The 19,893-nt window shown below is 63.5% G+C and carries 17 protein-coding genes, 1 tRNA gene and 1 pseudogene; 11 read left to right on the forward strand and 8 right to left on the reverse strand.

Annotation, left to right across the window (positions count from 1 at the left end; translation table 11 throughout):
- Positions 1–102: 102 nt before the first annotated feature.
- The 3 genes from F2P47_RS01800 (at position 103) to F2P47_RS01810 (ending at position 3,844) form a co-directional block, all read left to right on the forward strand.
- Positions 103–1,434, forward strand: coding sequence for a glucose-6-phosphate isomerase (locus F2P47_RS01800; RefSeq protein ID WP_152214434.1), 1,332 nt, complete (start codon positions 103–105; stop codon positions 1,432–1,434).
- Positions 1,435–1,438: 4 nt separating this feature from the next.
- Complete coding sequence (gene mutL / locus F2P47_RS01805) at positions 1,439–3,256, forward strand: DNA mismatch repair endonuclease MutL (protein WP_152214435.1); 1,818 nt, start codon at positions 1,439–1,441, stop codon at positions 3,254–3,256.
- Positions 3,257–3,424: 168 nt separating this feature from the next.
- The gene (locus F2P47_RS01810) at positions 3,425–3,844 is read left to right on the forward strand and encodes a VOC family protein (protein ID WP_152214436.1); all 420 of its coding nucleotides are present in this window, start codon (positions 3,425–3,427) and stop codon (positions 3,842–3,844) included.
- Between the two features lie 3 nt (positions 3,845–3,847).
- Here the strand turns inward: F2P47_RS01810 and F2P47_RS01815 are convergent, their stop codons facing one another.
- Entirely contained in the window at positions 3,848–4,540 is a 693-nt protein-coding gene (locus F2P47_RS01815) for a pyrimidine 5'-nucleotidase (RefSeq protein WP_246176694.1), read from the reverse strand.
- A 169-nt stretch (positions 4,541–4,709) separates the two neighbouring features.
- On the opposite strand from F2P47_RS01815, the gene F2P47_RS01820 reads away from it, so the two are divergent.
- The gene (locus F2P47_RS01820) at positions 4,710–5,987 is read left to right on the forward strand and encodes a DUF2336 domain-containing protein (RefSeq protein WP_152214438.1); all 1,278 of its coding nucleotides are present in this window, start codon (positions 4,710–4,712) and stop codon (positions 5,985–5,987) included.
- On the opposite strand, the gene F2P47_RS01825 is transcribed toward F2P47_RS01820, so the two are convergent.
- The 6 genes from F2P47_RS01825 to rpmH all read right to left on the reverse strand — a co-directional run bounded on the left by F2P47_RS01825 (position 5,980) and on the right by rpmH (position 11,232).
- A complete protein-coding gene (locus F2P47_RS01825; RefSeq protein WP_152214439.1) occupies positions 5,980–6,987 on the reverse strand; it encodes a DUF1036 domain-containing protein in 1,008 nt (335 codons plus the stop codon). The genes F2P47_RS01820 and F2P47_RS01825 overlap by 8 nt on opposite strands.
- Positions 6,988–7,034: 47 nt before the next feature.
- Positions 7,035–7,967 (reverse strand): acetylglutamate kinase, encoded by a 933-nt coding sequence (gene argB, locus F2P47_RS01830; RefSeq protein WP_152214440.1) that lies wholly within the window; start codon positions 7,965–7,967, stop codon positions 7,035–7,037.
- Positions 7,968–7,986: 19 nt separating this feature from the next.
- Positions 7,987–8,754, reverse strand: a complete 768-nt coding sequence (yihA, locus tag F2P47_RS01835; RefSeq protein ID WP_152214441.1) for a ribosome biogenesis GTP-binding protein YihA/YsxC — start codon at positions 8,752–8,754, stop codon at positions 7,987–7,989.
- Between the two features lie 4 nt (positions 8,755–8,758).
- Complete coding sequence (gene yidC, locus F2P47_RS01840; RefSeq protein WP_152214442.1) at positions 8,759–10,591, reverse strand: membrane protein insertase YidC; 1,833 nt, start codon at positions 10,589–10,591, stop codon at positions 8,759–8,761.
- Positions 10,584–11,027, reverse strand: coding sequence for a ribonuclease P protein component (gene rnpA, locus F2P47_RS01845; protein ID WP_152214443.1), 444 nt, complete (start codon positions 11,025–11,027; stop codon positions 10,584–10,586). The genes yidC and rnpA overlap by 8 nt, the downstream gene beginning before the upstream one ends.
- 70 nt (positions 11,028–11,097) lie before the next feature.
- Complete coding sequence (gene rpmH / locus F2P47_RS01850; RefSeq protein ID WP_152214444.1) at positions 11,098–11,232, reverse strand: 50S ribosomal protein L34; 135 nt, start codon at positions 11,230–11,232, stop codon at positions 11,098–11,100.
- Positions 11,233–11,537: 305 nt separating this feature from the next.
- On the opposite strand from rpmH, the gene F2P47_RS01855 reads away from it, so the two are divergent.
- The 4 genes from F2P47_RS01855 to glk all read left to right on the forward strand — a co-directional run bounded on the left by F2P47_RS01855 (position 11,538) and on the right by glk (position 16,271).
- Entirely contained in the window at positions 11,538–12,266 is a 729-nt protein-coding gene (locus F2P47_RS01855) for a TVP38/TMEM64 family protein (RefSeq protein WP_246176695.1), read from the forward strand.
- Positions 12,267–12,295: 29 nt separating this feature from the next.
- The gene (locus F2P47_RS01860) at positions 12,296–13,720 is read left to right on the forward strand and encodes a dihydrolipoyl dehydrogenase family protein (RefSeq protein ID WP_152214445.1); all 1,425 of its coding nucleotides are present in this window, start codon (positions 12,296–12,298) and stop codon (positions 13,718–13,720) included.
- Positions 13,721–13,791: 71 nt separating this feature from the next.
- Positions 13,792–15,282, forward strand: coding sequence for a sensor histidine kinase (locus F2P47_RS01865; protein WP_152214446.1), 1,491 nt, complete (start codon positions 13,792–13,794; stop codon positions 15,280–15,282).
- The gene (gene glk, locus F2P47_RS01870) at positions 15,279–16,271 is read left to right on the forward strand and encodes a glucokinase (RefSeq protein ID WP_152214447.1); all 993 of its coding nucleotides are present in this window, start codon (positions 15,279–15,281) and stop codon (positions 16,269–16,271) included. Before F2P47_RS01865 ends, glk begins: the two co-directional genes overlap by 4 nt.
- On the opposite strand, the gene ggt is transcribed toward glk, so the two are convergent.
- Positions 16,268–17,992 carry a gamma-glutamyltransferase gene (gene ggt, locus F2P47_RS01875; RefSeq protein WP_152214448.1) on the reverse strand — a complete coding sequence of 575 codons (1,725 nt, stop codon included), beginning with the start codon at positions 17,990–17,992 and terminating at the stop codon, positions 16,268–16,270. The two genes, glk and ggt, sit on opposite strands and share 4 nt — an antisense overlap.
- Positions 17,993–18,053: 61 nt before the next feature.
- On the opposite strand from ggt, the gene F2P47_RS01880 reads away from it, so the two are divergent.
- The 3 genes and pseudogenes from F2P47_RS01880 to F2P47_RS01890 form a co-directional block, all read left to right on the forward strand.
- Positions 18,054–19,097, forward strand: a complete 1,044-nt coding sequence (locus tag F2P47_RS01880) for a P1 family peptidase (protein WP_152214449.1) — start codon at positions 18,054–18,056, stop codon at positions 19,095–19,097.
- 102 nt (positions 19,098–19,199) lie between these two features.
- A tRNA-Arg gene (locus F2P47_RS01885) sits at positions 19,200–19,276 on the forward strand.
- 320 nt (positions 19,277–19,596) lie between these two features.
- A pseudogene (locus tag F2P47_RS01890) lies at positions 19,597–19,893 on the forward strand (transposase); the annotation flags it as partial.

The following is a 19,893-nucleotide window of genomic DNA, read 5'->3' on the forward strand; positions in this document are numbered from 1 at the left end:
GCTGCCCAAGGGTTATTGTTGAATCAGTAAAACCCGAGGGGAGTGCCCGGACCGATTCTCGGATGAACCGGGGCCATCTGCTGTGGAACCAACGAGCAAGCCATGTCTCAGACGAGCCTGCCTTACGAACAGAATGTTGACGCCTGCCTGGAAGAAAAGATCGGTCAGGGCGGTCTTTCCCGCACGGCCTATGAAGCGGCGCTGAAGGAAGCCGAAGGGGCGCTCGCCTGGCTTCGCGAAGCCTACGAAAAGAAGTCGCTCGCCCTGCTGCACCTGCCGGAGCGCAAGGACGATCTGGAGCCCTTGCGCGCTGCGGCGGCGAAGCTCCTCGACAACACGACCGATCTCTTTGTGCTTGGCACGGGCGGCTCGTCGCTCGGCGCGCAGGCTCTTGCGCAGTTGACCAGTTGGGGCACGCAGGGCCATGTGCAGAAGGGCCCGCGCATCTTCTTCCTCGATAATCTCGACGCGCGGACCATGCAGGCCGCGATCTCGTCATGCGATCTCAGGACCACGCGCTTTCTCGTCGTCTCGAAGTCTGGCGGCACGGTCGAAACCTCGATCCAGACGCTCGCCGCAATGACCGCCATCGAGAAGGCCGGTGGCGGTAAATACATGAAGCATCATTTCGTGGTGCTCACTGAGCCAGCGCAGGCGGGCAAGGCCAACCCACTGCGCGCGCTTGCCGAAAAATACGGCTTCGCGACGCTTGAGCACGACACCGGCGTCGGTGGCCGCTATTCCGTGCTGACCAATGTGGGCCTGCTTCCGGCGCATATTCTCGGCCTCGACATCGAAGCCGTTCGCGCGGGCGCGGGCGAGGTGCTCGCGCCTATCCTTGCAGGCAAGCCCGCCGCTGAAGTCGCGCCTGCCATCGGCGCGGCGCTGTCGCTGGCGCTGCAGCGCGAAAAGGGCGCGAACCTCTCGGTTTTCATGGCCTATGCCGACCGGCTGGAACGTTTCCTCGCCTGGCACGCGCAGCTTTGGGCCGAAAGCCTGGGCAAGAGCGGTCACGGCACAACGCCGGTGCGCGCCATCGGGCCGGTCGATCAGCACAGCCAGTTGCAGCTTTATCTCGGCGGGCCGAAGGACAAGATGTATTCGGTTTTCCTGACCGAAACGGCGGGCGAGGGGCTGGAGGTTGCGGAAGGCTTCGCCAATGAACCCGCCTTCGCGTCGCTTGCGGGCCACCACATCGGCGATCTCGTCGATGCCGAGGCGCGCGCCACCGTCGATACGCTGATCCGGAACGGACGCCCGGTCCGCACCTTCAAGATGAAGACGCTTTGCGAGCGCACGCTCGGCGCGCTCCTCATGCATTTCATGCTGGAGACGATCATCGCCGGCAAGATGCTCGGCATCGATCCCTTCGACCAGCCCGCCGTCGAGGAAGGCAAGATCCTTGCGAAGAAATATCTGGCGGAGATGAAATAACTCCATGGGCGTCATTCATCGTCTCAGCGAGGGAACGATCAACCGCATCGCCGCCGGCGAAGTGGTGGAGCGGCCTGCGAGTGCGGTGAAAGAACTCATCGAAAACGCGCTCGACGCGGGCGCGCGCCATATCGACATCATCATCTCGGGCGGCGGCCGCGATCTCATCCGCATCACCGATGATGGCTGCGGCATGTCGCCGGAAGATCTGGCGCTCGCCATTGAGCGCCATGCGACCTCCAAGCTCCGGGTGGACGAGACGGGTCGCGAGGATCTTCTCGACATTGCGACCCTCGGCTTTCGCGGCGAAGCCTTGCCGTCGATCGGTGCGGTGGCGCGTCTCTCGATCCTGAGCCGAGTCGTGGGCAGCGACGCCGCGCATCGCGTTACGGTCGAAGGCGGGCATGTGTCGCCGGTCGAGCCCGCGGCGGGGCCTATGGGTACGCGCATCGAAGTGCGCGACCTCTTCTTTGCCACGCCCGCGCGCCTGAAGTTTCTGAAGGGCGAGCGCGCCGAAACGCTGGCAGTCACCGATATCGTGAAACGCCTCGCCATGGCGCATCCGGAAGTTGCATTTTCGCTGACGAGCGAAGCCCGAAACATTCTCCGCCTCGAAGCCGAAATGCCGGGCGAGGTGGGCCGCCTCGGTCGCCTTGGCGCGATCATGGGCCGCGACTTCGCGGAAAACGCACTCGCCATCGAAGCCATGCGCGAGGGCATCGCGCTCACGGGTTTTGCCGGCTTGCCGACCTATAATCGCGGCACCGCGCAGATGCAGTTCCTCTTCGTCAATGGCCGGCCGGTGCGCGACAAGCTCGTCATCGGCGCGGTGCGCGGTGCCTATGCGGATTATCTCGCCCGCGATCGCCACCCTGCCGTCGCGCTTTTCGTCGACCTCGATCCGCGCGAGGTTGACGTGAACGTTCATCCGGCGAAATCCGAAGTGCGCTTCCGCGACGCCGGGCTGGTGCGCGGCCTCATCGTCGGTGCGTTGCGTCATGCGCTGCACGAGGCCGGCCACCGTGCTTCGACGACTGTTGCCGATGCCGCGCTTGGCGCGCTGCGGCCTGTCGCGCAGCCTGCATTCTCAAGCGGCGGCTTTACGCGCAGCTATGCGCCGATGCAGACGCCGGGCGTCGCCGAGACTGCGCCGAAATGGCAGGGTGCCTTTGCCGATCTCGGCGGGCAGGCCGCGCGTGTCGTCACGGAAGCCGCGACCGATGCGCCGCCGCCGGCGGAAAACCTTCCCCTCGGCGTCGCGCGAGGGCAGTTGCATGAAACCTATATCGTGGCACAGACGGCGGACGGCATCGTCATCGTCGACCAGCATGCCGCGCATGAACGCCTCGTCTATGAGCGCATGAAAAAGGCGATGGCGGAACGCGGCGTTACGCGACAGATTCTGTTGATCCCTGAAGTCGTGGAGCTCGACGAGGCCGAAGCCGAAAGGCTCGCCGCACGCGCGGGAGAATTGGCGGAGCTTGGATTTGTGCTTGAGGGCTTCGGCTCCGGCGCCGTTGTCGTGCGCGAGGTGCCGGCCATTTTCGGCAAGCTCGACGTGGGCGGTCTCGTGCGCGACCTCGCCGACGATCTCTCGGAGATGGATGAAGCGCTATCGCTCAAGGAAAAGCTCGAAGACGTTTGCGGCACCATCGCCTGCCACGGTTCCGTGCGCTCCGGTCGTCGTCTCACCGCCGAGGAAATGAACGCCCTGCTGCGCGAGATGGAGGCGACGCCCCATTCCGGCCAGTGCAATCACGGCCGCCCGACCTATGTCGAACTGAAGCTCACCGATATCGAGCGGTTGTTCGGACGCCGCTAGGCTTGATTCCCTCCCCTTTGCACTTCTAATCTTCCACGGTCGAAAAAGGCGGACCGGTGTGGTTAGCCCGGTCGTCCCCGCGAGGGGGCTCTGTCTGGCGTTCACGCCAAGTCCCGCGACCTTGAAGCTCGTGCGATACCGCACGGACGCAGCAAAGGTACGTGGTCCATGCAACAACAGATTTCTGTCATCACGCTCGGCATCGCCGATCTCGCGCGCTCGCGGCGTTTCTATGTTGAAGGCTTCGGCTGGACGCCGGTCTTTGAAAACGAGGAGATCGTCTTCTATCAGATGAACGGCTTCGTGCTCGGCACTTGGGTGCAGGCCTCGCTCGAGGCCGACATGGGGCGGGTGCTCGTTCGTCCCGGCGCCTTCGCGCTTGCGCATAACGTCGCGATGCGGGAGGACGTGCAACGGCTGATGGATACGCTGACCCGTGCCGGAGGTCGCCTGCTCAAGGCGCCAATCGCGCCGCTGCATGGGGGCTTTTCCGGCTACGTCGCCGATCCAGACGACCACGCCTGGGAAATCGCCTGGAACCCCGCTTGGGCGATCAACCCCGAAGGCTTCGTCAGCTTCGGCGTCTGAGCGTCAGCGAGCGAGGCTTTCCAGAAATGTCCTGAGGTCGTCGGTCGCATGGTGGACATGCGGTGCCTCGCCGCCCTCATGCGAAAGCCGCTGGTAGCGTTCCGTCCCGCCTTCGCCCGCGGGGCGGACCCAGACCGTCTTCATGCCGAGGTCATGCGGAACTTCGAGATTGCGCGGAATATCCTCGAACATGGCTGCGCGTTCGGGCGCGATGCCGCTTTGCTGCACGAAGCGCTCATAGGCTTCGCGCATCGGCTTCGGCTTGTAGCCGGTCGAGACGATGTCATGGATGCCGTCGAAGACATGCGCGATGCCGAGCCGGCCCACGACGTTCTTCGCATGCGTCACCGATCCATTGGTGAAAATGATCTTCCGCCCCGGAAGGCTTGCAATGGCGCGGCCGAGCGCCTCGTCGGGGGCGACGACGCTCACATCGATGTCGTGGACATGGGCGAGGAAGTGGGCGGGTTCGATCTCGTGAACGGCCATGAGGCCCGCGAGCGTCGTCCCGTGTTCGACATAGAAGTCCTTCTGCACCCGCTTCGCTTCGATGGCGTCGACGTCGAGGGCCCGCATGATGAACTCGCACATCTTCACATCGATCTGCGCGAAGAGGTCGCATTCCGGCGGATAGAGCGTGTTGTCGAGATCGAAGACCCAATGTTCCACATGCTCGAAATCGGCTGCGGGAGTCATGGGGAGGGCTGCTTTGGTTGACGAATTCATAAGGCTCGGCCCGAAGGGGAACGGAAGCAGATCATATGTGGCGCTTCGCCGTCTTTCTGACAAGTCGTTTCAAGGCGCCGGCAATTCTTAACGCCCCTTTAAGCGCCCCACGGGGAAGATTGCCCTAGCGGAGTGCCCCATGCGCCTTGATCGTCTGAAGCAGTTCTTTTCCCGCCGCAAACTCCCCCGGGATTTGCGCTACGAGGATGCGCGTCTGGCGCTCGAGAGCCAGTCCTCGGAGATCAAGCGGGAGCTTGCCGCGCGAACCGACGCACCGCCCGAGACGCTCTACTATCTCGCGGGCGATGAAGATGCCTCCATCCGCACACTGGTCGCGGCCAATCATGCGACGCCCATTCAGGCTGACGAACTTCTGCAGATCGACGCCGATGGCGAAGTGCGCTCGGAACTTGCGCGCAAGATCAGCCGCATCGTTCCCGACATGGATGAGAGCGAGCGCCGTCAGGTGCGCGATCGCATGCTGGTGCTTCTGGAAAAGCTCGCGCAGGACGAGCTTGCCCGCGTTCGCCGCATCGTCGCGGAGGAAATAAAATCCTGCCCGCATATTCCCAAGCGCATTGCGCTCCGGCTTGCCCGTGATGCGGAAATCATGGTTTGCGGGCCGGTGCTCGAATATTCGCCGCTCCTTTCCGACGAGGATCTGGTGGAGATCGTTGCGACGACACGGGTTCATGGTGCGTTGGAATCGATCGCGCGCCGTCGCAATGTCAGCAGCTATGTCGCCGATGCCATCGTCGCCACGCTCGACATTCCGGCGGTGGCGCAACTCCTCGCCAATCCCCGAGCGGATATTCGCGAGGAAACGCTCGACAAGGTAATCCGCGAGGCGGCGACCATCGAGGCGTGGCATTTGCCGCTTGTCATGCGGCCCTCGCTGTCGCTTCGCGCGATCCGGCGCATTGCGGTTTTCGTTTCCCGCGCGCTTGTCGACGAAATCGGACGTCATCACCAGCTCGACGCGGAAACGCAAACCTGGCTCAAGGCGCGCGCGCAGTCGCGCATCGAGGAGCGCCAGGTCGAGGATGCGACGCCCGACGCTGCGGCGGCCGCGATCAAGAAGGCCTTCGCGGCCGGAACGCTTGGCGACGATCAGGTAACAAAGGCAGCCTCCTTGAAGCAGAAGGGCGCGGTGACGCTTGCCCTGTCGCTTCTCTGCGGCGCGCCCGAACCGGCTGTCGCAAGGGCGATCGAAGTGAAAAGCGGCAAGGGCATCGCGGCGATTTGCTGGCGGGCAGGGCTTGCCATGCGAACCGCGCTTGCCGTTCAGATCTTCGTCGCCAATGTGCCGGTCGATGCGCGCGTCCTGCCGCGTGGCGGCGTCGACTATCCGATGGATGAGAGCGAGATGCTTTGGCATCTGCGCTATCTCGGCGTGCCGGAACGTCTGTCTACTTAAGCGTTACCGCGAAAACCGGCTTTCCACCCGTTGCGACACGCATGAAGCGCCTTTCGTCAAAGCCGCGCGCGGTGCAGGCGTCGCGGCCCGTAATCTCGAAGCGCGTCGTCTTGGTGCAGAAGGTGTCGCGTCCCGACCAGACGAGTGGACGGCCGTCCAGCCGCGCGGTCTGTCCCTTGTCGTCGGCTGCTTCCGCATAGACGTAGTAGCTCGATTGAGTGAGCCGTCCCTTGATCGCCTTGGCGCATTGGCGGGGTTCTATGCGAATCCAGCCGCTGGACATCTCGTCGTCCGGCCCGCTCAGTCCGATCGCGGCCCAGACAAGGTAATTTGTCTTGTTGCAGAGATCGAGGCCGGCGCGCTTCTGCTCTTCCTCGGCGCCAGCGATGAGCGTGGTGATGAGCGCATCGTCGATCACGCCATTGGGCTCGTTTCCCCCGGCGCGCTGGAATGCCATGACCGAGCGCGTGGTCGCCTTGGTAGCAATGCCGTCAATCTTCGCGATACGGAAACCATTGTCGTGGAGAAGACGCTGCGCGCCTGCGATACGCGCGTCATCCAGCGAATATTTGCGCGGCTCGCCGAATGTCGTCGTCCAGTCGTCGCCGGCTTTTGTGTCGACGCGGATGAAGTCGTTCGACTCATAGCTCCTGAGCGCGCAGCTCTCGCGTCCCGTGATCAGGAAGTCTTTCGGCAGCGTGCAGAAGCGTTCGTTGCCGGAAAAATATTTCGTCGGACCTTGATGGGCATCAATGGACCGCGCGAAGACGAAGTAATTCGCGTCGATGATGGGGCCTGCGAGAACGCTCGCGCAATCGCCGGGAAGAATGCGAACCCAGCCTTGCGAATGCGATTCCGGTGTCGGCCCTTTGCCCTGAATGCCGACCGCGCCCTGCAGTACATAGCTCGTCGTGTTGCAGAGCTTGTAGTCGGCGCGGGCGGGGGAGGGGAGAAGGATCAGCGTGGAAAGAAGGAAGCAAAGGCCGAGAAGAAATCTCACCTCCCCGCTGAGGGGAGGTGAGAGGAAGGAAGGTTGCCGCCTTCGGCTCAAGCCGAGGCTTTCTTCGTGATCAGCGTGCCTGCGCCATGCTCGGTGAAGAGTTCGAGCAGGACCGAGTGGCGCACACGTCCGTCGATGATGACGACCGCCTCGACGCCGCCCTCGACCGCGTCGATGCAGGTTTCGATCTTGGGAATCATGCCGCCCGAGATCGTACCGTCCTTGATGAGGGCCTTCGCCTCGTCGACGGTCAGTTCCTCGATGAGGTTGCCCTGCTTGTCGAGCACGCCGCGCACATCGGTGAGGAGCAAAAGGCGTGTCGCGCCCATGGCGCCTGCAATCGCGCCCGCTGCTGTGTCGGCATTGATGTTGTAGGTGTCACCGTTCGGCGCAACGCCCACCGGCGCGATCACCGGAATGATGTCGGAGGCGATGATCGTCTTGAGGATTTCCGGATTGATCTTTGCCGGCTCGCCGACGAAGCCGAGATCGAGGATCTTCTCGATATTCGATTCCGGGTCGTGGATCTTCTGCTCGACCTTTCTGGCAACGATGAGGTTGCCGTCCTTGCCGCAAAGGCCGACCGCCTGGCCGCCCGCGCGGTTGAGCAGCGAGACGAGATTCTTGTTGATGGAGCCCGCCAGCACCATTTCGACGACTTCGACTGTCGCCTTGTCGGTGATGCGAAGCCCGCCGGAGAACTCGCTCTTGATGCCGAGGCGGTTCAGCATGGCGCCGATCTGCGGACCGCCGCCATGAACGACGATCGGGTCGATGCCGGATTGCTTGAGCAGCACGATGTCGCGCGCGAATTCAAGGCCGAGCGCCTCGTCGCCCATCGCGTGGCCGCCATATTTCACGACGATGGTGCGCTTGTCATATTGCTGCATGTAGGGCAGCGCTTCGGAGAGCACGTTGGCCCGTTCCAGATCCCGTGCCTCATCGGCCGGGTTATGTCCGTGGTGGTGGTCCGACGACATGAAGCGCGCGCTCCCCGCTTTATTGTTCCCGCGCTTTATAGCCGATGGCTTGCGGATCGGCCAATCCGGCAATTTCGGCCCGGAGCTCGGCAATGCCCTCGCCCTTGACCGACGAAGTGGCGATGACGGTCGGATGGGCGGCGACGTGGCGGCGGATGCCCTCGCGCACCTCTTCGAGCCGGGGGGCGACCTCGCTCGGCTTCAATTTGTCGATCTTGGTGAGAACGACCTGATAGGAGACAGCGGCCGTGTCGAGCAGCTTCATCGTCTCGTGGTCGTTCTCCTTCAAGCCGTGGCGGGCGTCGATGAGGACGATCACGCGGCGGAGCGACGTCCGGCCGCGCAGGTAATCCATGACGAGCCGCGTCCAGGCGGCGACCGTCGCCTTCGTCTCCCGCGCATAGCCATAGCCCGGCAGGTCGACGAGGATGAGTGCCGGATTGCCTGGCTGGCCCAGTGCGAAGAAGTTGAGCTGCTGCGTGCGGCCTGGCGTGTTCGAGGTGCGTGCCAGTGTCGAGCGGCCCGTCAGCGCGTTGACGAGGCTCGACTTGCCGACATTGGAGCGGCCGGCAAAGGCGATTTCGGGGCCGCCCATGGGAGGCAGCCCGTCGAGATCGACCACGCCGCGCAGGAATTCGCAGGGCTGGGCAAAGAGCCAGCGTCCGGCTTCGATGTCGCCGGCGATGAGCCCTTTGCCTTCAAGGCTTGCCTTGTCCGGGGCTGATTTTTCCGGTGCTGGTCTTTCCGGTTCCGGGCTTTCCGGTGTGTTCGGCCCTTTGCCGGTCATGGTGTCACGACTTTCCGCTATCAGCGCCACGACGCGCGAAGAGCTTGTCGATGCCGAGATTGCTGAAGATTTCGATCTTCACGCCCTGGCGGCGCATGATGACACCCTGCTGCAAAGCCGACAGCGTGTTGTTCCAGGCCCAGTAGATCACGAGACCGGCCGGAAAGCTCGCCAGCATGAAGGTGAAGATCACCGGCATCCAGGTGAAGATCTGCTGCTGCACCGGGTCGGCGGGCGCCGGGTTCATGCGCTGGGTCACGAACATGGTGAAGCCCATGATGAGCGGCCAGGCGCCGATCAGCAGGAAGGCGGGCGGCGCCCAGGGAATGAGGCCGAAGAGGTTGAAGAGCGTCGTCGGGTCCGGCGCCGAGAGGTCGTGGATCCAGCCGAAGAACGGCGCATGCCGCATTTCGATGGTGACGAAGAGAACCTTGTAGAGCGAGAAGAAGACGGGAATCTGGATCACCATCGGCAGACAGCCGGCGATCGGGTTCACCTTTTCCTTCTTGTAGAGCTCCATGATCTCCTGCTGCTGGCGCATCTTGTCGTCCTTATGGACTTCCTTGATGCGTTCCATCTCGGGCTGGAGCTTCTTCATCTTCGACATCGACTCATAGGAGCGATTGGCGAGCGGGAAGAAGGCGGCCTTGATGAGCACGGTGACGATGAGGATCGCGATGCCGAAATTGCCCGTGGCGCGCGCGATGAGGTCGATCGCCTTGAAGACCGGCTGCGTCAGGAACCAGAACCAGCCCCAGTCGATCAGCAGGTTGAAGCGGTAGATGCCCTGATCTTTGTACTGGTTGATGACCTTGGAGACCTTGGCTCCGGCGAAGAGGCGGTTGTTGACCGTTGCGCTCGAATTCGGCGCGATGGTGAGCGCCTCATAGCGGAAATCGGCCTGGAAGCGTTCATGCTGCGGGTCGGCATTGGGCGCGGCTTCCGCGCTGAAATTCGCGACGAAGGGGCGGCCTGCCTGCGGGACGAGGGCGGCAGCCCAATATTTGTCGGTGATGCCGAGCCAGCCTTCGGTGTCGGAAACGGTCTGCGGGCCATTCTTGATCGCCGCTGCGTATTTGATCGCCGTCTCGCCATTGTCCTTGAACTCGCCGATGAAGCCTTCATGCAGAATGTAGAAGGCTTTGCCTTCGGGCTGGCCGGTGCGCGAGACGAGGCCATAAGGGTAGACCGAGACGGAAGCTGCCGACTTGTTCTCGACGCTGTCGGTGACAGTGAAGAGGAAATTCTCGTCGAGCGAGATCGTGCGGTGGAAGACGAGGCCTTCGCCATTGTCCCAGGCGAGCGTGACCGGCGTCTTCGGTGTGAGGGTGGAACCCGCCTCGACCGTCCAGAGCGTATCGCTGGTGGGAAGCTTCACGGCGGCACCCGGGGCGGCCACATAGCCGAACTCGGCGAAATAGGGCTTGTCGGTGTGGGCGGGCGAGAGCAACGCGATTTCGGGGCTCGTCTTCTCGACCGTCTCTCGATAGTCGCGCAGGGAGAGGTCGTCGATGCGCGCGCCCTTCAGCGAGATCGAGCCGTCGACGCGGTCCGAGGCGATCTCGACGCGGGGGCTCTGCTTCAGCGCTTCCTCGCGGGGTAGGCTTGCGGCTGTGATGGTTGCGCCGGTCGGGGGAACGGAAGCCACACCGCCCTGAACCGCCGGAGCCGTCGCACCGCCTTGTGCTGTGCTTTGGGCGGCGCCTGCGGGCGCTGTCGTTTGCGCCTGCTTGGCCTTCTCCGCCTCCATGCGCGGCGTCACCACGAAATGCTGCCAGCCGACAAAGACCAGCACCGACAGGAGGATGGCGATGATGAAGTTGCGATTATCACCCATGAGACGTGTCTTCCTTGCCCCCGGAGCTCGGTTGGCCCTCGGTAATTCGTTGGGAGGGACGGCCGCGCGCGGGGCGCTGCGACCCGTGAGGTTTTGCCCCATGAACTTTCGTCATGGCGGCGCGCAAATCGTCGAGGAGATCGGGCCATGCCCGCGTCAGCGTGCTCGCTCGGCCGACCAGCACGTAGTCGTAGCCCTGTTTTGCGGCAAGCGGAAGGATTTCGCTGGCAGCGGCCTTGAGGCGCCGCCTTGCGCGATTGCGGACGACGGCGCCGCCCACTTTCTTTGTGACTGTGAAGCCCACCCGCGGCTCGTCCTCATCGGCGCGTTCGCGCGCCTGCAGGACAAGACTCATGGCCGCCCATTTGCGGCCTCCCGCTGCGGCGAGAAAGTCGCGCCGCTTCCGCAATCTGGCGATGTCGGTGCGGCGGGTCATGCGGCTGTCCAGTGGGCCTGTGATATTGGGCCCGTTCGCGCGGTGTATCCGCGGAGGAAGGATAGCCGGATCAGGCCGAAAGCCGCTTGCGTCCACGGGCGCGGCGGGCGGCGATAACCTTGCGGCCACCCTTCGTCGCCATGCGCGCACGGAAGCCGTGGCGGTGCTTGCGGACGAGTTCGCTCGGTTGATAAGTCCGTTTCACGTCTCTTCTCCGGCGGATCTGCTCGAGTTTTGCCCCCTTGTCGGGGCCACCCGGCCGGCACTCATGGGTGCCAAGAATACAAAGGCCGTCGGCGTTGCCGCCTGACGGCTGTCTGGCGGGGTGTATAGTCGATAAATCCGCCTCAAGTCAATGAACTACGGGACATCCTCACCGCGGCTGAACTCCGGTCACAATCGGGTGAGGTGGGGGCCTTGGCCGGTTTGCGTATCGGAAATTCGCGTATGGTCTGGAACGGGGAAAATGAGGGGTTTGTTCCTTATTTGTTTCACCCGGAGGGCTTATTCATGACCATAGAGCAGTCGGCACCCGAAGCGGCGAGGCGTTTTTCGATCCGCAGGCTTTGGCCGCTGGCGATTCTCGCGCTGGGCTTCGGCTTGTTCTTCGCTCTGGGGCTCCATCGCTATGTAACGCTCGACACGCTGCGCGACAACCGCCAGGCGCTGACCCAATGGGTCGAGGCGAACCGGCTCTGGGCCATTGTCGTCTATATGGGCCTTTATGCGCTGATGGTGGCCTTCTCGCTGCCCGGCGCGCTGGTCGCGACGCTCACTGGCGGCTTTCTCTTCGGTGCGGTTCTGGGCGGCGCGGCGACGGTCGTTGCGGCCACGGCGGGGGCGACGGTTCTTTTCATCGCGGCGAAATCGGCGCTGGGCGATCTCCTGCGGGCCAAGGCGGGGTCTGCCGTCGCGCGCATGGAGGAAGGCTTCCGCGCCAATGCCTTCAGCTATCTTCTGTTTCTGCGACTGGTCCCGGCCTTTCCCTTCTGGCTGGTCAATCTGGCCCCCGCCTTTCTCGGCGTCCGGCTTTCGACGTTCGTGGGCGCGACATTCATCGGCATCGTTCCGGGCACATTCGTTTTCGCGAGTCTCGGCGCCGGGCTCGGCGCGGTCTTCGAGCGCGGCGAGGAGCCGAACCTCGGATTGATATTCGAGCCGCGCGTCATCCTGCCTATATTGGCGCTCGCATTGCTCTCCCTCGTCCCGGCGCTCTATCGCCGCTTTCGCAAGCCCTGAGCGGACAACACTGAACGGATAAGTCGGACATGACGAACAAGATCAAGGCCGATATCTGCATCATCGGCGCGGGTTCCGGCGGATTGTCGGTGGCAGCGGGCGCGGCGCAGATGGGCGCGCGCACCGTTCTGATCGAGCGCGGGGAGATGGGCGGCGATTGTCTCAACACCGGCTGCGTGCCGTCCAAGGCGCTGATCGCCGCTGGAGCCCACGCCTATATGATGGGTGAGGGCGAAGCCTTCGGCATTGCGCCGGTGACGCCACAGATCGACTTCGCAAAGGTCAACGCGCATGTGAAAGGCGTTATCGCCGCTATCGCGCCGAACGATTCCGTCGCGCGCTTCGAAGGACTCGGCGTCACCGTCATCAAGGACCATGCGCGGTTCAAGGATGCGCGCACCGTCATTGCCGGCAACAAGGAGATTCATGCGCGCCGTTTCGTCATCGCCACCGGTTCGCATCCCGCCATTCCGTCGATCCCCGGCCTCGATACAGTCCCCTTTCTCACCAATGAAACGATCTTCGATCAGACGGAGCGCCCCGATCATCTGATCGTCATTGGCGGCGGTCCCATCGGCATGGAAATGGCGCAGGCGCATCACCGCCTCGGCTGCAAGGTGACGGTGATCGAGGCCGCGAAGGCGCTGGCAAAGGACGATCCCGAACTCACCGCGCTCGTGATCGACCGGCTCATCCGTGAAGGCGTCGAGATTCTCGAAAGCGTGAAGGTGACGGGCGTGGCAGGCGCGGCGGGCCGCATTTCCGTCACCGTCGAGGAAGCGAGCGGGCGGCGCGTCATCGAAGGCTCGCATCTGCTCGTCGCGACGGGGCGCAAGCCATCCGTCGACGGGCTCGATCTCGACAAGGCGGGCATCGTGGCCGACGCGCATGGCATCAAGGTCGATGACCGGCTGCGCACCGCGAACAAGCGCGTCTTTGCCATCGGCGATGTCATCGGCGGGATGCAGTTCACCCATGTCGCGAATTATCACGCAGGCATCGTCATCAGGAACGCGCTGTTCCGCCTGCCCGCCAAAGTCGATTACGGCGCGATTCCCTATGTTACCTACACCGATCCCGAGCTTGCCCATGTCGGTGAGACGGAGGCAGAAGCCCGCGCCCGCCACATGAAGATCAATGTGCTGCGCTGGCACCTTGCCGAAAACGACCGCGCACAGGCGACACACGAGACCGACGGCCTTATCAAGGTCATCACCGATGTGCATGGCCGTGTGCTCGGCTGCACCATCGTCGCCCCCCATGCGGGCGAGCTGATCCTGCCCTGGGTGCTGGCAAAGTCGCAGGCGCTGAAGCTTTCGGCCATGGCGGGTATCGTCGCCCCCTATCCGACGCTTTCGGAGATATCGAAGCGTGCTGCCTCGTCCTACTACACGCCCACGCTTTTCAGCATGAAGACGAGGGCGCTCGTCCGTTTCCTCGGACTTTTCGGCTGAGGCATCCCAAGCCAGCGCTTATGGGTTAGAATGGCGCTTGCGGCCGATAGGGTCGCGAGGGAGAGCTGTCAATGGCTGAGGGCGAAGGAGGAGCAAGAACCGGCCGCTGGCGACTGGGCCTTGCCCAGAGCCTGTCGCGGCGGCTTCTCGTGCTGACCATTCTTTTCGTGATGCTGAGCGAAGTGCTGATCTTCGTTCCTTCCATCGCCAATTTTCGCAAAACCTGGCTCGAGCAGAATCTGGGCGCGGCGCAGATCGCGGCGCTCGCCCTCGAAGCGACGCCGGACAACATGGTCTCGCCAGCGCTTCAGCAGGAGCTTCTGGAAAACGCGCAAGTCTTTGCCGTCTCGCTCCATCGCGACAACCAGCACCGGTTGATGCTGAGTGAGAAGATGCCACCCAGCATTGATGCGACCTATGATCTTCGCGACGCCATGCCCACGACGCTCATCATGGATGCCTTTCACACGCTTTTCTCCCGCGATGGGCGCGTGATCGAGGTGACGGATTTTCCACGCTTCGGCGCGGGCGATTTCATCGAGATCGTCATCAGCGAGACGCCGCTGCGTCACGCCATGCTGCATTACGGCGCGAATATCTTCTGGCTCTCCATCGTGATTTCGGTGATGACCGCGGGCCTCGTCTATCTGGTTTTGCATCTTGTGTTCGTGCGGCCCATGCGCCGTATCACGGAGAACATGGTCGCCTTTCGCAAGAACCCGGAAGACGCGCGCCGCGTCATCGCGCCGTCGGATCGCGAAGATGAGATCGGCGTCGCCGAGCGCGAACTCGGGGCCATGCAGCGCGAAATTCGCGCGACGCTGAACCAGCAGGCGCGGCTTGCGTCGCTCGGCGCGGCGGTGAGCAAGATCAACCACGATCTGCGTAACATTCTCGCCAATGCGCAGTTGATTTCGGACCGTATCGGCGCGGTGAACGATCCGACGGTGCAACATCTTGCACCGCGTCTCTTTGCCTCCATCGACCGTGCGATCGACCTTTGCACCAGGACGTTGCGCTTCGGCCGCGCGGATGAGGAGCCGCCGCGCCGCGCGCGCTTTGCACTCGCGCCGCTTGTCGACGAAGTGCGCGAGCTTGTCGGCCTGCCGATAGATGGCCGCATCCAATGGGTGAACGAAGTGCCCGCCGATCTGTCGCTCGTCGCCGACCGCGATCACCTCTTCCGCATCCTGCTCAATCTCGGTCGCAATGCCGTGCAGGCGATAGAGGGCGTGAACCGCGCGGGCGAAATCCGCATCGCCGGCCATCTCGCAAGCGATCATGTCCATATAGACGTGTCCGATACGGGCCCCGGCCTTCCCGACAAGGCGCGGGCCCATCTCTTCGTGCCTTTCGCAGGTAGCGCGCGCTCCGGCGGCACGGGGCTCGGGCTTGCCATTGCGGACGAGCTTGCGCGCGGCCATGGTGGGGCCATCGACGTGTTGACGACCGGCGAAAAGGGCACGACATTTCGCGTCTGCATACCAGCGGAGGATAGTATGCTCGACTGTCGCGAGGCGGAAAGACAGAACGCATCGAAACTCGGTGTCGCTGCGCAATGAGCGAATGTCTCTTTCTCGTTTCCGATATTGGCGGCACCAATGCGCGTTTCGCGCTGGCGCGTGCGACCGGCAACGACATTGCGGTCGATGCACCGACGGTTTTTCACACGGTCGACTATGCCGCGCTCGAAGTGGCGCTTGCTGCCTTTCTCGATCTGAAGGGACGGCCGCGCCTCGATGCCGTGGCCGTCTGCGCGGCGGGGCCGGTGGAGGGCGAAGGCGCGACCGCGCGCATTCAGATGACGAATTGCCCATGGGATGTCTCGGTGAAGGCGCTTGCCGATGCGACCGGCGTTGCGAGGCCCGTGCTCATCAATGACTTCGCGGCGCTCGCCCGCGCCGTGCCGGAGCTGAAGGCCCATGAGCTTCACCGGCTAGGGGGCGGCAAGGCCGATCCACATTCGCCCATCGGCATTCTCGGCGCAGGGACCGGCCTCGGCGTTGCGGGCCTTGTGCCGGATGGCGGGCGCTACATTGCGATACCGGGCGAGGGCGGTCATGTCGATCTTGCCCCGACCAATACGCGCGAGATCGAGGTGTTGGCGCATCTCATGAGGGTACACGGCCGCGTCTCCGTCGAGCGCGTGCTTTCGGGGCCGGGCCTCGTGGCGCTCTACACGACGCTTGCCGCGCTCGACAGTGTGGCCGTCGATGGACAGCCGACCGGCGCCGACATCTCGGACCTGGCGGCGGCGAAGGGCTCGCCTCATGCCGTCGAGGCCGTGTCGATGTTCTGCGGCTGGCTCGGTTCGGTGGCCGGCAATCTCGCGCTCACGCTGGGCGCGAAGGGCGGCATCTTCATTGGCGGTGGCATCGTGCCCGGTTGGATTGCGAGAGGTCGCGGGCTTTTCGATGAAGCGCTCTTCCGGCGACATTTCGAGGCGAAGGGACGATTTGAGCCTTATCTCGCCGCGATCCCCGTGCAGGTCATCATGCGCGGCGACACGGCGCTTCTGGGCCTCGCGCATGCGGCGAGGGAAGCGATCTAGCGCGCGCCCTCGACGACAATGCCGTCACGGCGCGGATCGGCGCCGCCATCGAGGCCAAGTGAGGTCAGCCTGATGCCGTGCAGTCCGCTTTTGAGTTCGACCGGCGTTACCTCGTGGCCGAGCTGCTGCAATTGCGGCGTCAGCTTTTCCAGATCGGTTCCCTTCTCGATCTCAAGCGCGCCATTGCGGTCGACGAAACGAGGCAGCGCAATCGCCGTTTGCATGTTCATGTTCCAGTCGAGCAGGCCGATCAGCGTCTCCGTTACATAGCCGATGATGCGGCTGCCGCCCGGCGAGCCGACGGCGGCGAAGAAATCTCCGCCTTTGTCGAAAACGATGACGGGGTCCATGGCCGACATGGGCCGCTTGCCCGGCGCAACGGCATTCGCCACAGGCGCGCCGTTCACTTCGGGCACAAGAGAGAAATCCGTCAGCTGGTTGTTGAGCATCATGCCCGCCGCCATCAGATGACTTCCGAAAGGCGCCTCGATCGAGGTTGTCATCGAGACGACGTTCCCGTCGGGATCGAAAATGCTGAAATGGCTGGTGGAGGGGCGCGCGATGTCGGCATTGATGCCATAGGCGTCCGCGCGCTGGTCGTCGATCTCTCCGGGGTTGGCGCGGCCCATGGAGCGGCTCGGATCTATGGTGCCCGCGCGCTTGTGCAGATAGCTTGCATCGAGCATGGCATCGACAGGCACATGCACATGATCGGGATCGCCGATGAATTTCGCGCGGTCCGCATAGGCGAGCTTTTCAGCCTCCGCGATGAAATGCACGGCCGGGAGCGACATGGGCTCGATCTGGCCCATGTCGAAATTTTCGAGAATGCCGAGAATCTGCAAGGTCGTGATGCCGCCGGATGTGGGCGGCGGCATGGTGCAGACCCGATAGTCTCGATAGGCGCGGCAGAGCGGCTCGCGCTCTTTCGCCTGATAGGCGGAAAGATCGGCGAGCGAGAGAGTGCCGGGGAGCGCCGGCGCATGGGTGACGGCATCGACGATCTTCTGCGCCACGGGGCCTGCGTAGAAGCCGTCTGGCCCCTTCGCCGCGATAAGTTTCAGCGTTTCAGCGAGTTCGGGGTTCTTGAGCATTGCGCCCGCCGCCAGCGGCACGCGGTTGCCGCTCGCATCCTTGCTGTAGAAATAGTCCTGAACCACCGGCATGGAGGGGAGTGCTGTGTCGCGCTTGATCGTTGCGGCGAGCTTTGGCGAAATCTTGAAGCCTTCGGTCGCAAGTTTGATCGCGGGCTTGAAAAGATCGGCCCAGGGGAGCTTTCCGTACTTCTCATGTGCGAGCCAGAGCATGCGCACCACGCCGGGCGTGCCGACCGAACGTCCGCTCAGAACCGCGTCGCGAATGCCGAGGGGCTTTTTCTGCGCATCGAGGAACATGTCGGGCGTCGCGCCCGCCGGCGCCGTTTCGCGCCCGTCATAGGCGTCGAGTTTGCCCGTCCGGGGCGCCCAGTGCAGCATGAAGGCGCCGCCTGCCAGTCCCGACGATTCGGGCTCGACCAGCGTAAGCACCGCCTGAATGGCGATGGCCGCGTCGACGGCGCTGCCACCTCTTTTCAGGATTTGTGCGCCCGCCTCGCTCGCATAGGGGTTGGCGGCAGCCACCATGTAGGAATGCCGCGTACCTTGGCCGAAGGTCCACCAGAGCGAAATCGCCACGACGAGGATCGCCGCGACGATGACGGGCAGAATTCGCTTGAGCGGCATGCGTTGATCCCCTTCACTCGGTGGCGTCCGGCTCGCGCGGGCAACCAATCTGGGACAGCTTATGAACATCGGCACCATCCGCAAGGGAAAGCTCAATCTCATCACCGATGTCGAGGGTATTGCTGTCGGCAATGCCGAGGACGCGCATGTGCGAACGGGCGTGACCGTGGTGCTGCCCGATGAAGCGGCGATCGCGGCCGTCGATGTACGCGGCGGTGGACCAGGCACGCGCGAGACCGACGCGCTCGATCCCGATTGTCTTGTCGATGCGGTGCATGGGCTCGTCTTCTCGGGCGGCTCCGTCTATGGACTCGACGCGGCGTCAGGCGCGGTCGCCTGGCTCGGCGCGCGGGGGCGCGGCTATGCGCTTGGCAATTCGCCGCTGGTCGCGCCAGTCGTCCCCTCCGCGATTCTCTTTGATCTGACCAATGGCGGGAACAAGGACTGGGGCGAGGAGCCGCCTTACCGTGCCCTCGGCCGGGCGGCCTGCGAAAAGGCGGAGCGGCACTTCTCGCTCGGCAATGCGGGCGCGGGCTTCGGCGCGCGGGCGGGCCTGCTCAAGGGTGGTCTCGGCTCGGCTTCCGCCGTGTCCGAGGACGGGCTCAAGGTCGGCGCGCTGATCGCCTCCAATCCCTTTGGCTCGGTCGTCATGCCGGGCAGCCGCGCCTTCTGGGCGGCGCCTTATGAAATGGACGGTGAGTTCGGCGGGCATGGCTGGCCGGGCGAGATGTCGGGACTGGCCGCCAGAGACCCCTTCGACGAGACAAAGGCGGCCCTTGCCGGCATCACTCCCGGCACAAACACGACGATCGGCGTCGTCGCCGTCAATGCGGATATCACGTCCGCGGAAGCCCGCCGGCTCGCCATCATGGCGCAGGACGGGCTCGCCCGTGCGATCAGGCCCGTTCATGCCCCGGTGGATGGCGATGTCATCTTCGTGCTGGCGACGGGCAAGGTGGCGCTCGGCCCCGAAAACCGGGCGGGTCGGCTCGCCTGGTTGGGCTCCATCGCCGCCGATTGCGTGGCAAGATCGGTGGCCCGAGGCGTCTATGAGGCGGAAAGCCTAGGCGGGGCTGCGAGTTACCGGGAACGGTACGGGAAATAAACCTGTCGAAAAGCCTGAATCGGCCCCTTGCCTTCGGCCGCGCTACCCTTTAAGAGTTGCCCGCCCTTGAGACGAGGCCTTCGGGCCCACGTCACGGGTCAAGCGCCGGTAGCTCAGCTGGATAGAGCATCAGACTACGAATCTGAGGGTCGGAGGTTCGAATCCTTCTCGGCGCACCAATAAAATCAATCACTTATGACTGGTTAGCGTTCAGGCGCTGCGCCTTGAGTACCACATAGGTACCCAACCGCTTTGGATTCGAGGGTCATCTTGCTTACGAGAGAAAGCAAAACATCTGCTCCCCAACCGTCGAATCCTTAGTAAAGTTAATTTCGAAATCGCCCGACGATGGGTGAAGAGGGAAGCGTATTTATCATGATGTTTTCAGTTGAACTCTGCGCGGGTGCGGGAGGGCAGGCCTTAGGAATGGAGGTGACGTGCCACTGAGATTTTCGTCCAGAAGGATTTAGAGTCCGGCCCTATGGAAGGGAGACGGACGATGAAGAGGCAGCGTTTTACGGAAGAGCAGATCATCGGGGTCTTGCGGGAACACGAGGCCGGCGCGAAGGCGGCGGACCTGGCTCGCAAGCACGGGATCTCGGAAGCGACGCTTTACAACTGGAAGGCCAGGTATGGCGGCCTCGACGTGTCGGAGGCCCGACGGCTGAAGGCGCTGGAAGACGAGAACGGGAAGCTGAAGCGGTTGCTCGCCGATGCGGTGCTCGATGCGTCTGCTCTTCGCGAGCTTCTGGCAAAAAAATGGTAGGGCCCGCCGCCAAGCGAGAGGCTGTCGCTC

This window comes from Parvibaculum sedimenti (assembly GCF_009184905.1).
GTDB classification, from domain to species: domain Bacteria; phylum Pseudomonadota; class Alphaproteobacteria; order Parvibaculales; family Parvibaculaceae; genus Parvibaculum; species Parvibaculum sedimenti.

Excerpts from the sequence above, each read along its gene's own strand:
- argB (WP_152214440.1), bottom strand. The coding sequence starts at position 7,967 with ATGTCGTCGGACCACCACCACGGACATAACCCGGCCGATGAGGCACGG.
- yihA (WP_152214441.1), bottom strand. The coding sequence starts at position 8,754 with ATGACCGGCAAAGGGCCGAACACACCGGAAAGCCCGGAACCGGAAAGA.
- F2P47_RS01820 (WP_152214438.1), top strand. The coding sequence starts at position 4,710 with ATGCGCCTTGATCGTCTGAAGCAGTTCTTTTCCCGCCGCAAACTCCCC.
- ggt (WP_152214448.1), bottom strand. The coding sequence starts at position 17,992 with ATGCCGCTCAAGCGAATTCTGCCCGTCATCGTCGCGGCGATCCTCGTC.
- F2P47_RS01815 (WP_246176694.1), bottom strand. The coding sequence starts at position 4,540 with ATGACTCCCGCAGCCGATTTCGAGCATGTGGAACATTGGGTCTTCGAT.
- F2P47_RS01860 (WP_152214445.1), top strand. The coding sequence starts at position 12,296 with ATGACGAACAAGATCAAGGCCGATATCTGCATCATCGGCGCGGGTTCC.
- F2P47_RS01810 (WP_152214436.1), top strand. The coding sequence starts at position 3,425 with ATGCAACAACAGATTTCTGTCATCACGCTCGGCATCGCCGATCTCGCG.
- yidC (WP_152214442.1), bottom strand. The coding sequence starts at position 10,591 with ATGGGTGATAATCGCAACTTCATCATCGCCATCCTCCTGTCGGTGCTG.
- glk (WP_152214447.1), top strand. The coding sequence starts at position 15,279 with ATGAGCGAATGTCTCTTTCTCGTTTCCGATATTGGCGGCACCAATGCG.
- F2P47_RS01865 (WP_152214446.1), top strand. The coding sequence starts at position 13,792 with ATGGCTGAGGGCGAAGGAGGAGCAAGAACCGGCCGCTGGCGACTGGGC.
- F2P47_RS01880 (WP_152214449.1), top strand. The coding sequence starts at position 18,054 with ATGAACATCGGCACCATCCGCAAGGGAAAGCTCAATCTCATCACCGAT.
- rnpA (WP_152214443.1), bottom strand. The coding sequence starts at position 11,027 with ATGACCCGCCGCACCGACATCGCCAGATTGCGGAAGCGGCGCGACTTT.
- F2P47_RS01800 (WP_152214434.1), top strand. The coding sequence starts at position 103 with ATGTCTCAGACGAGCCTGCCTTACGAACAGAATGTTGACGCCTGCCTG.
- mutL (WP_152214435.1), top strand. The coding sequence starts at position 1,439 with ATGGGCGTCATTCATCGTCTCAGCGAGGGAACGATCAACCGCATCGCC.
- F2P47_RS01855 (WP_246176695.1), top strand. The coding sequence starts at position 11,538 with ATGACCATAGAGCAGTCGGCACCCGAAGCGGCGAGGCGTTTTTCGATC.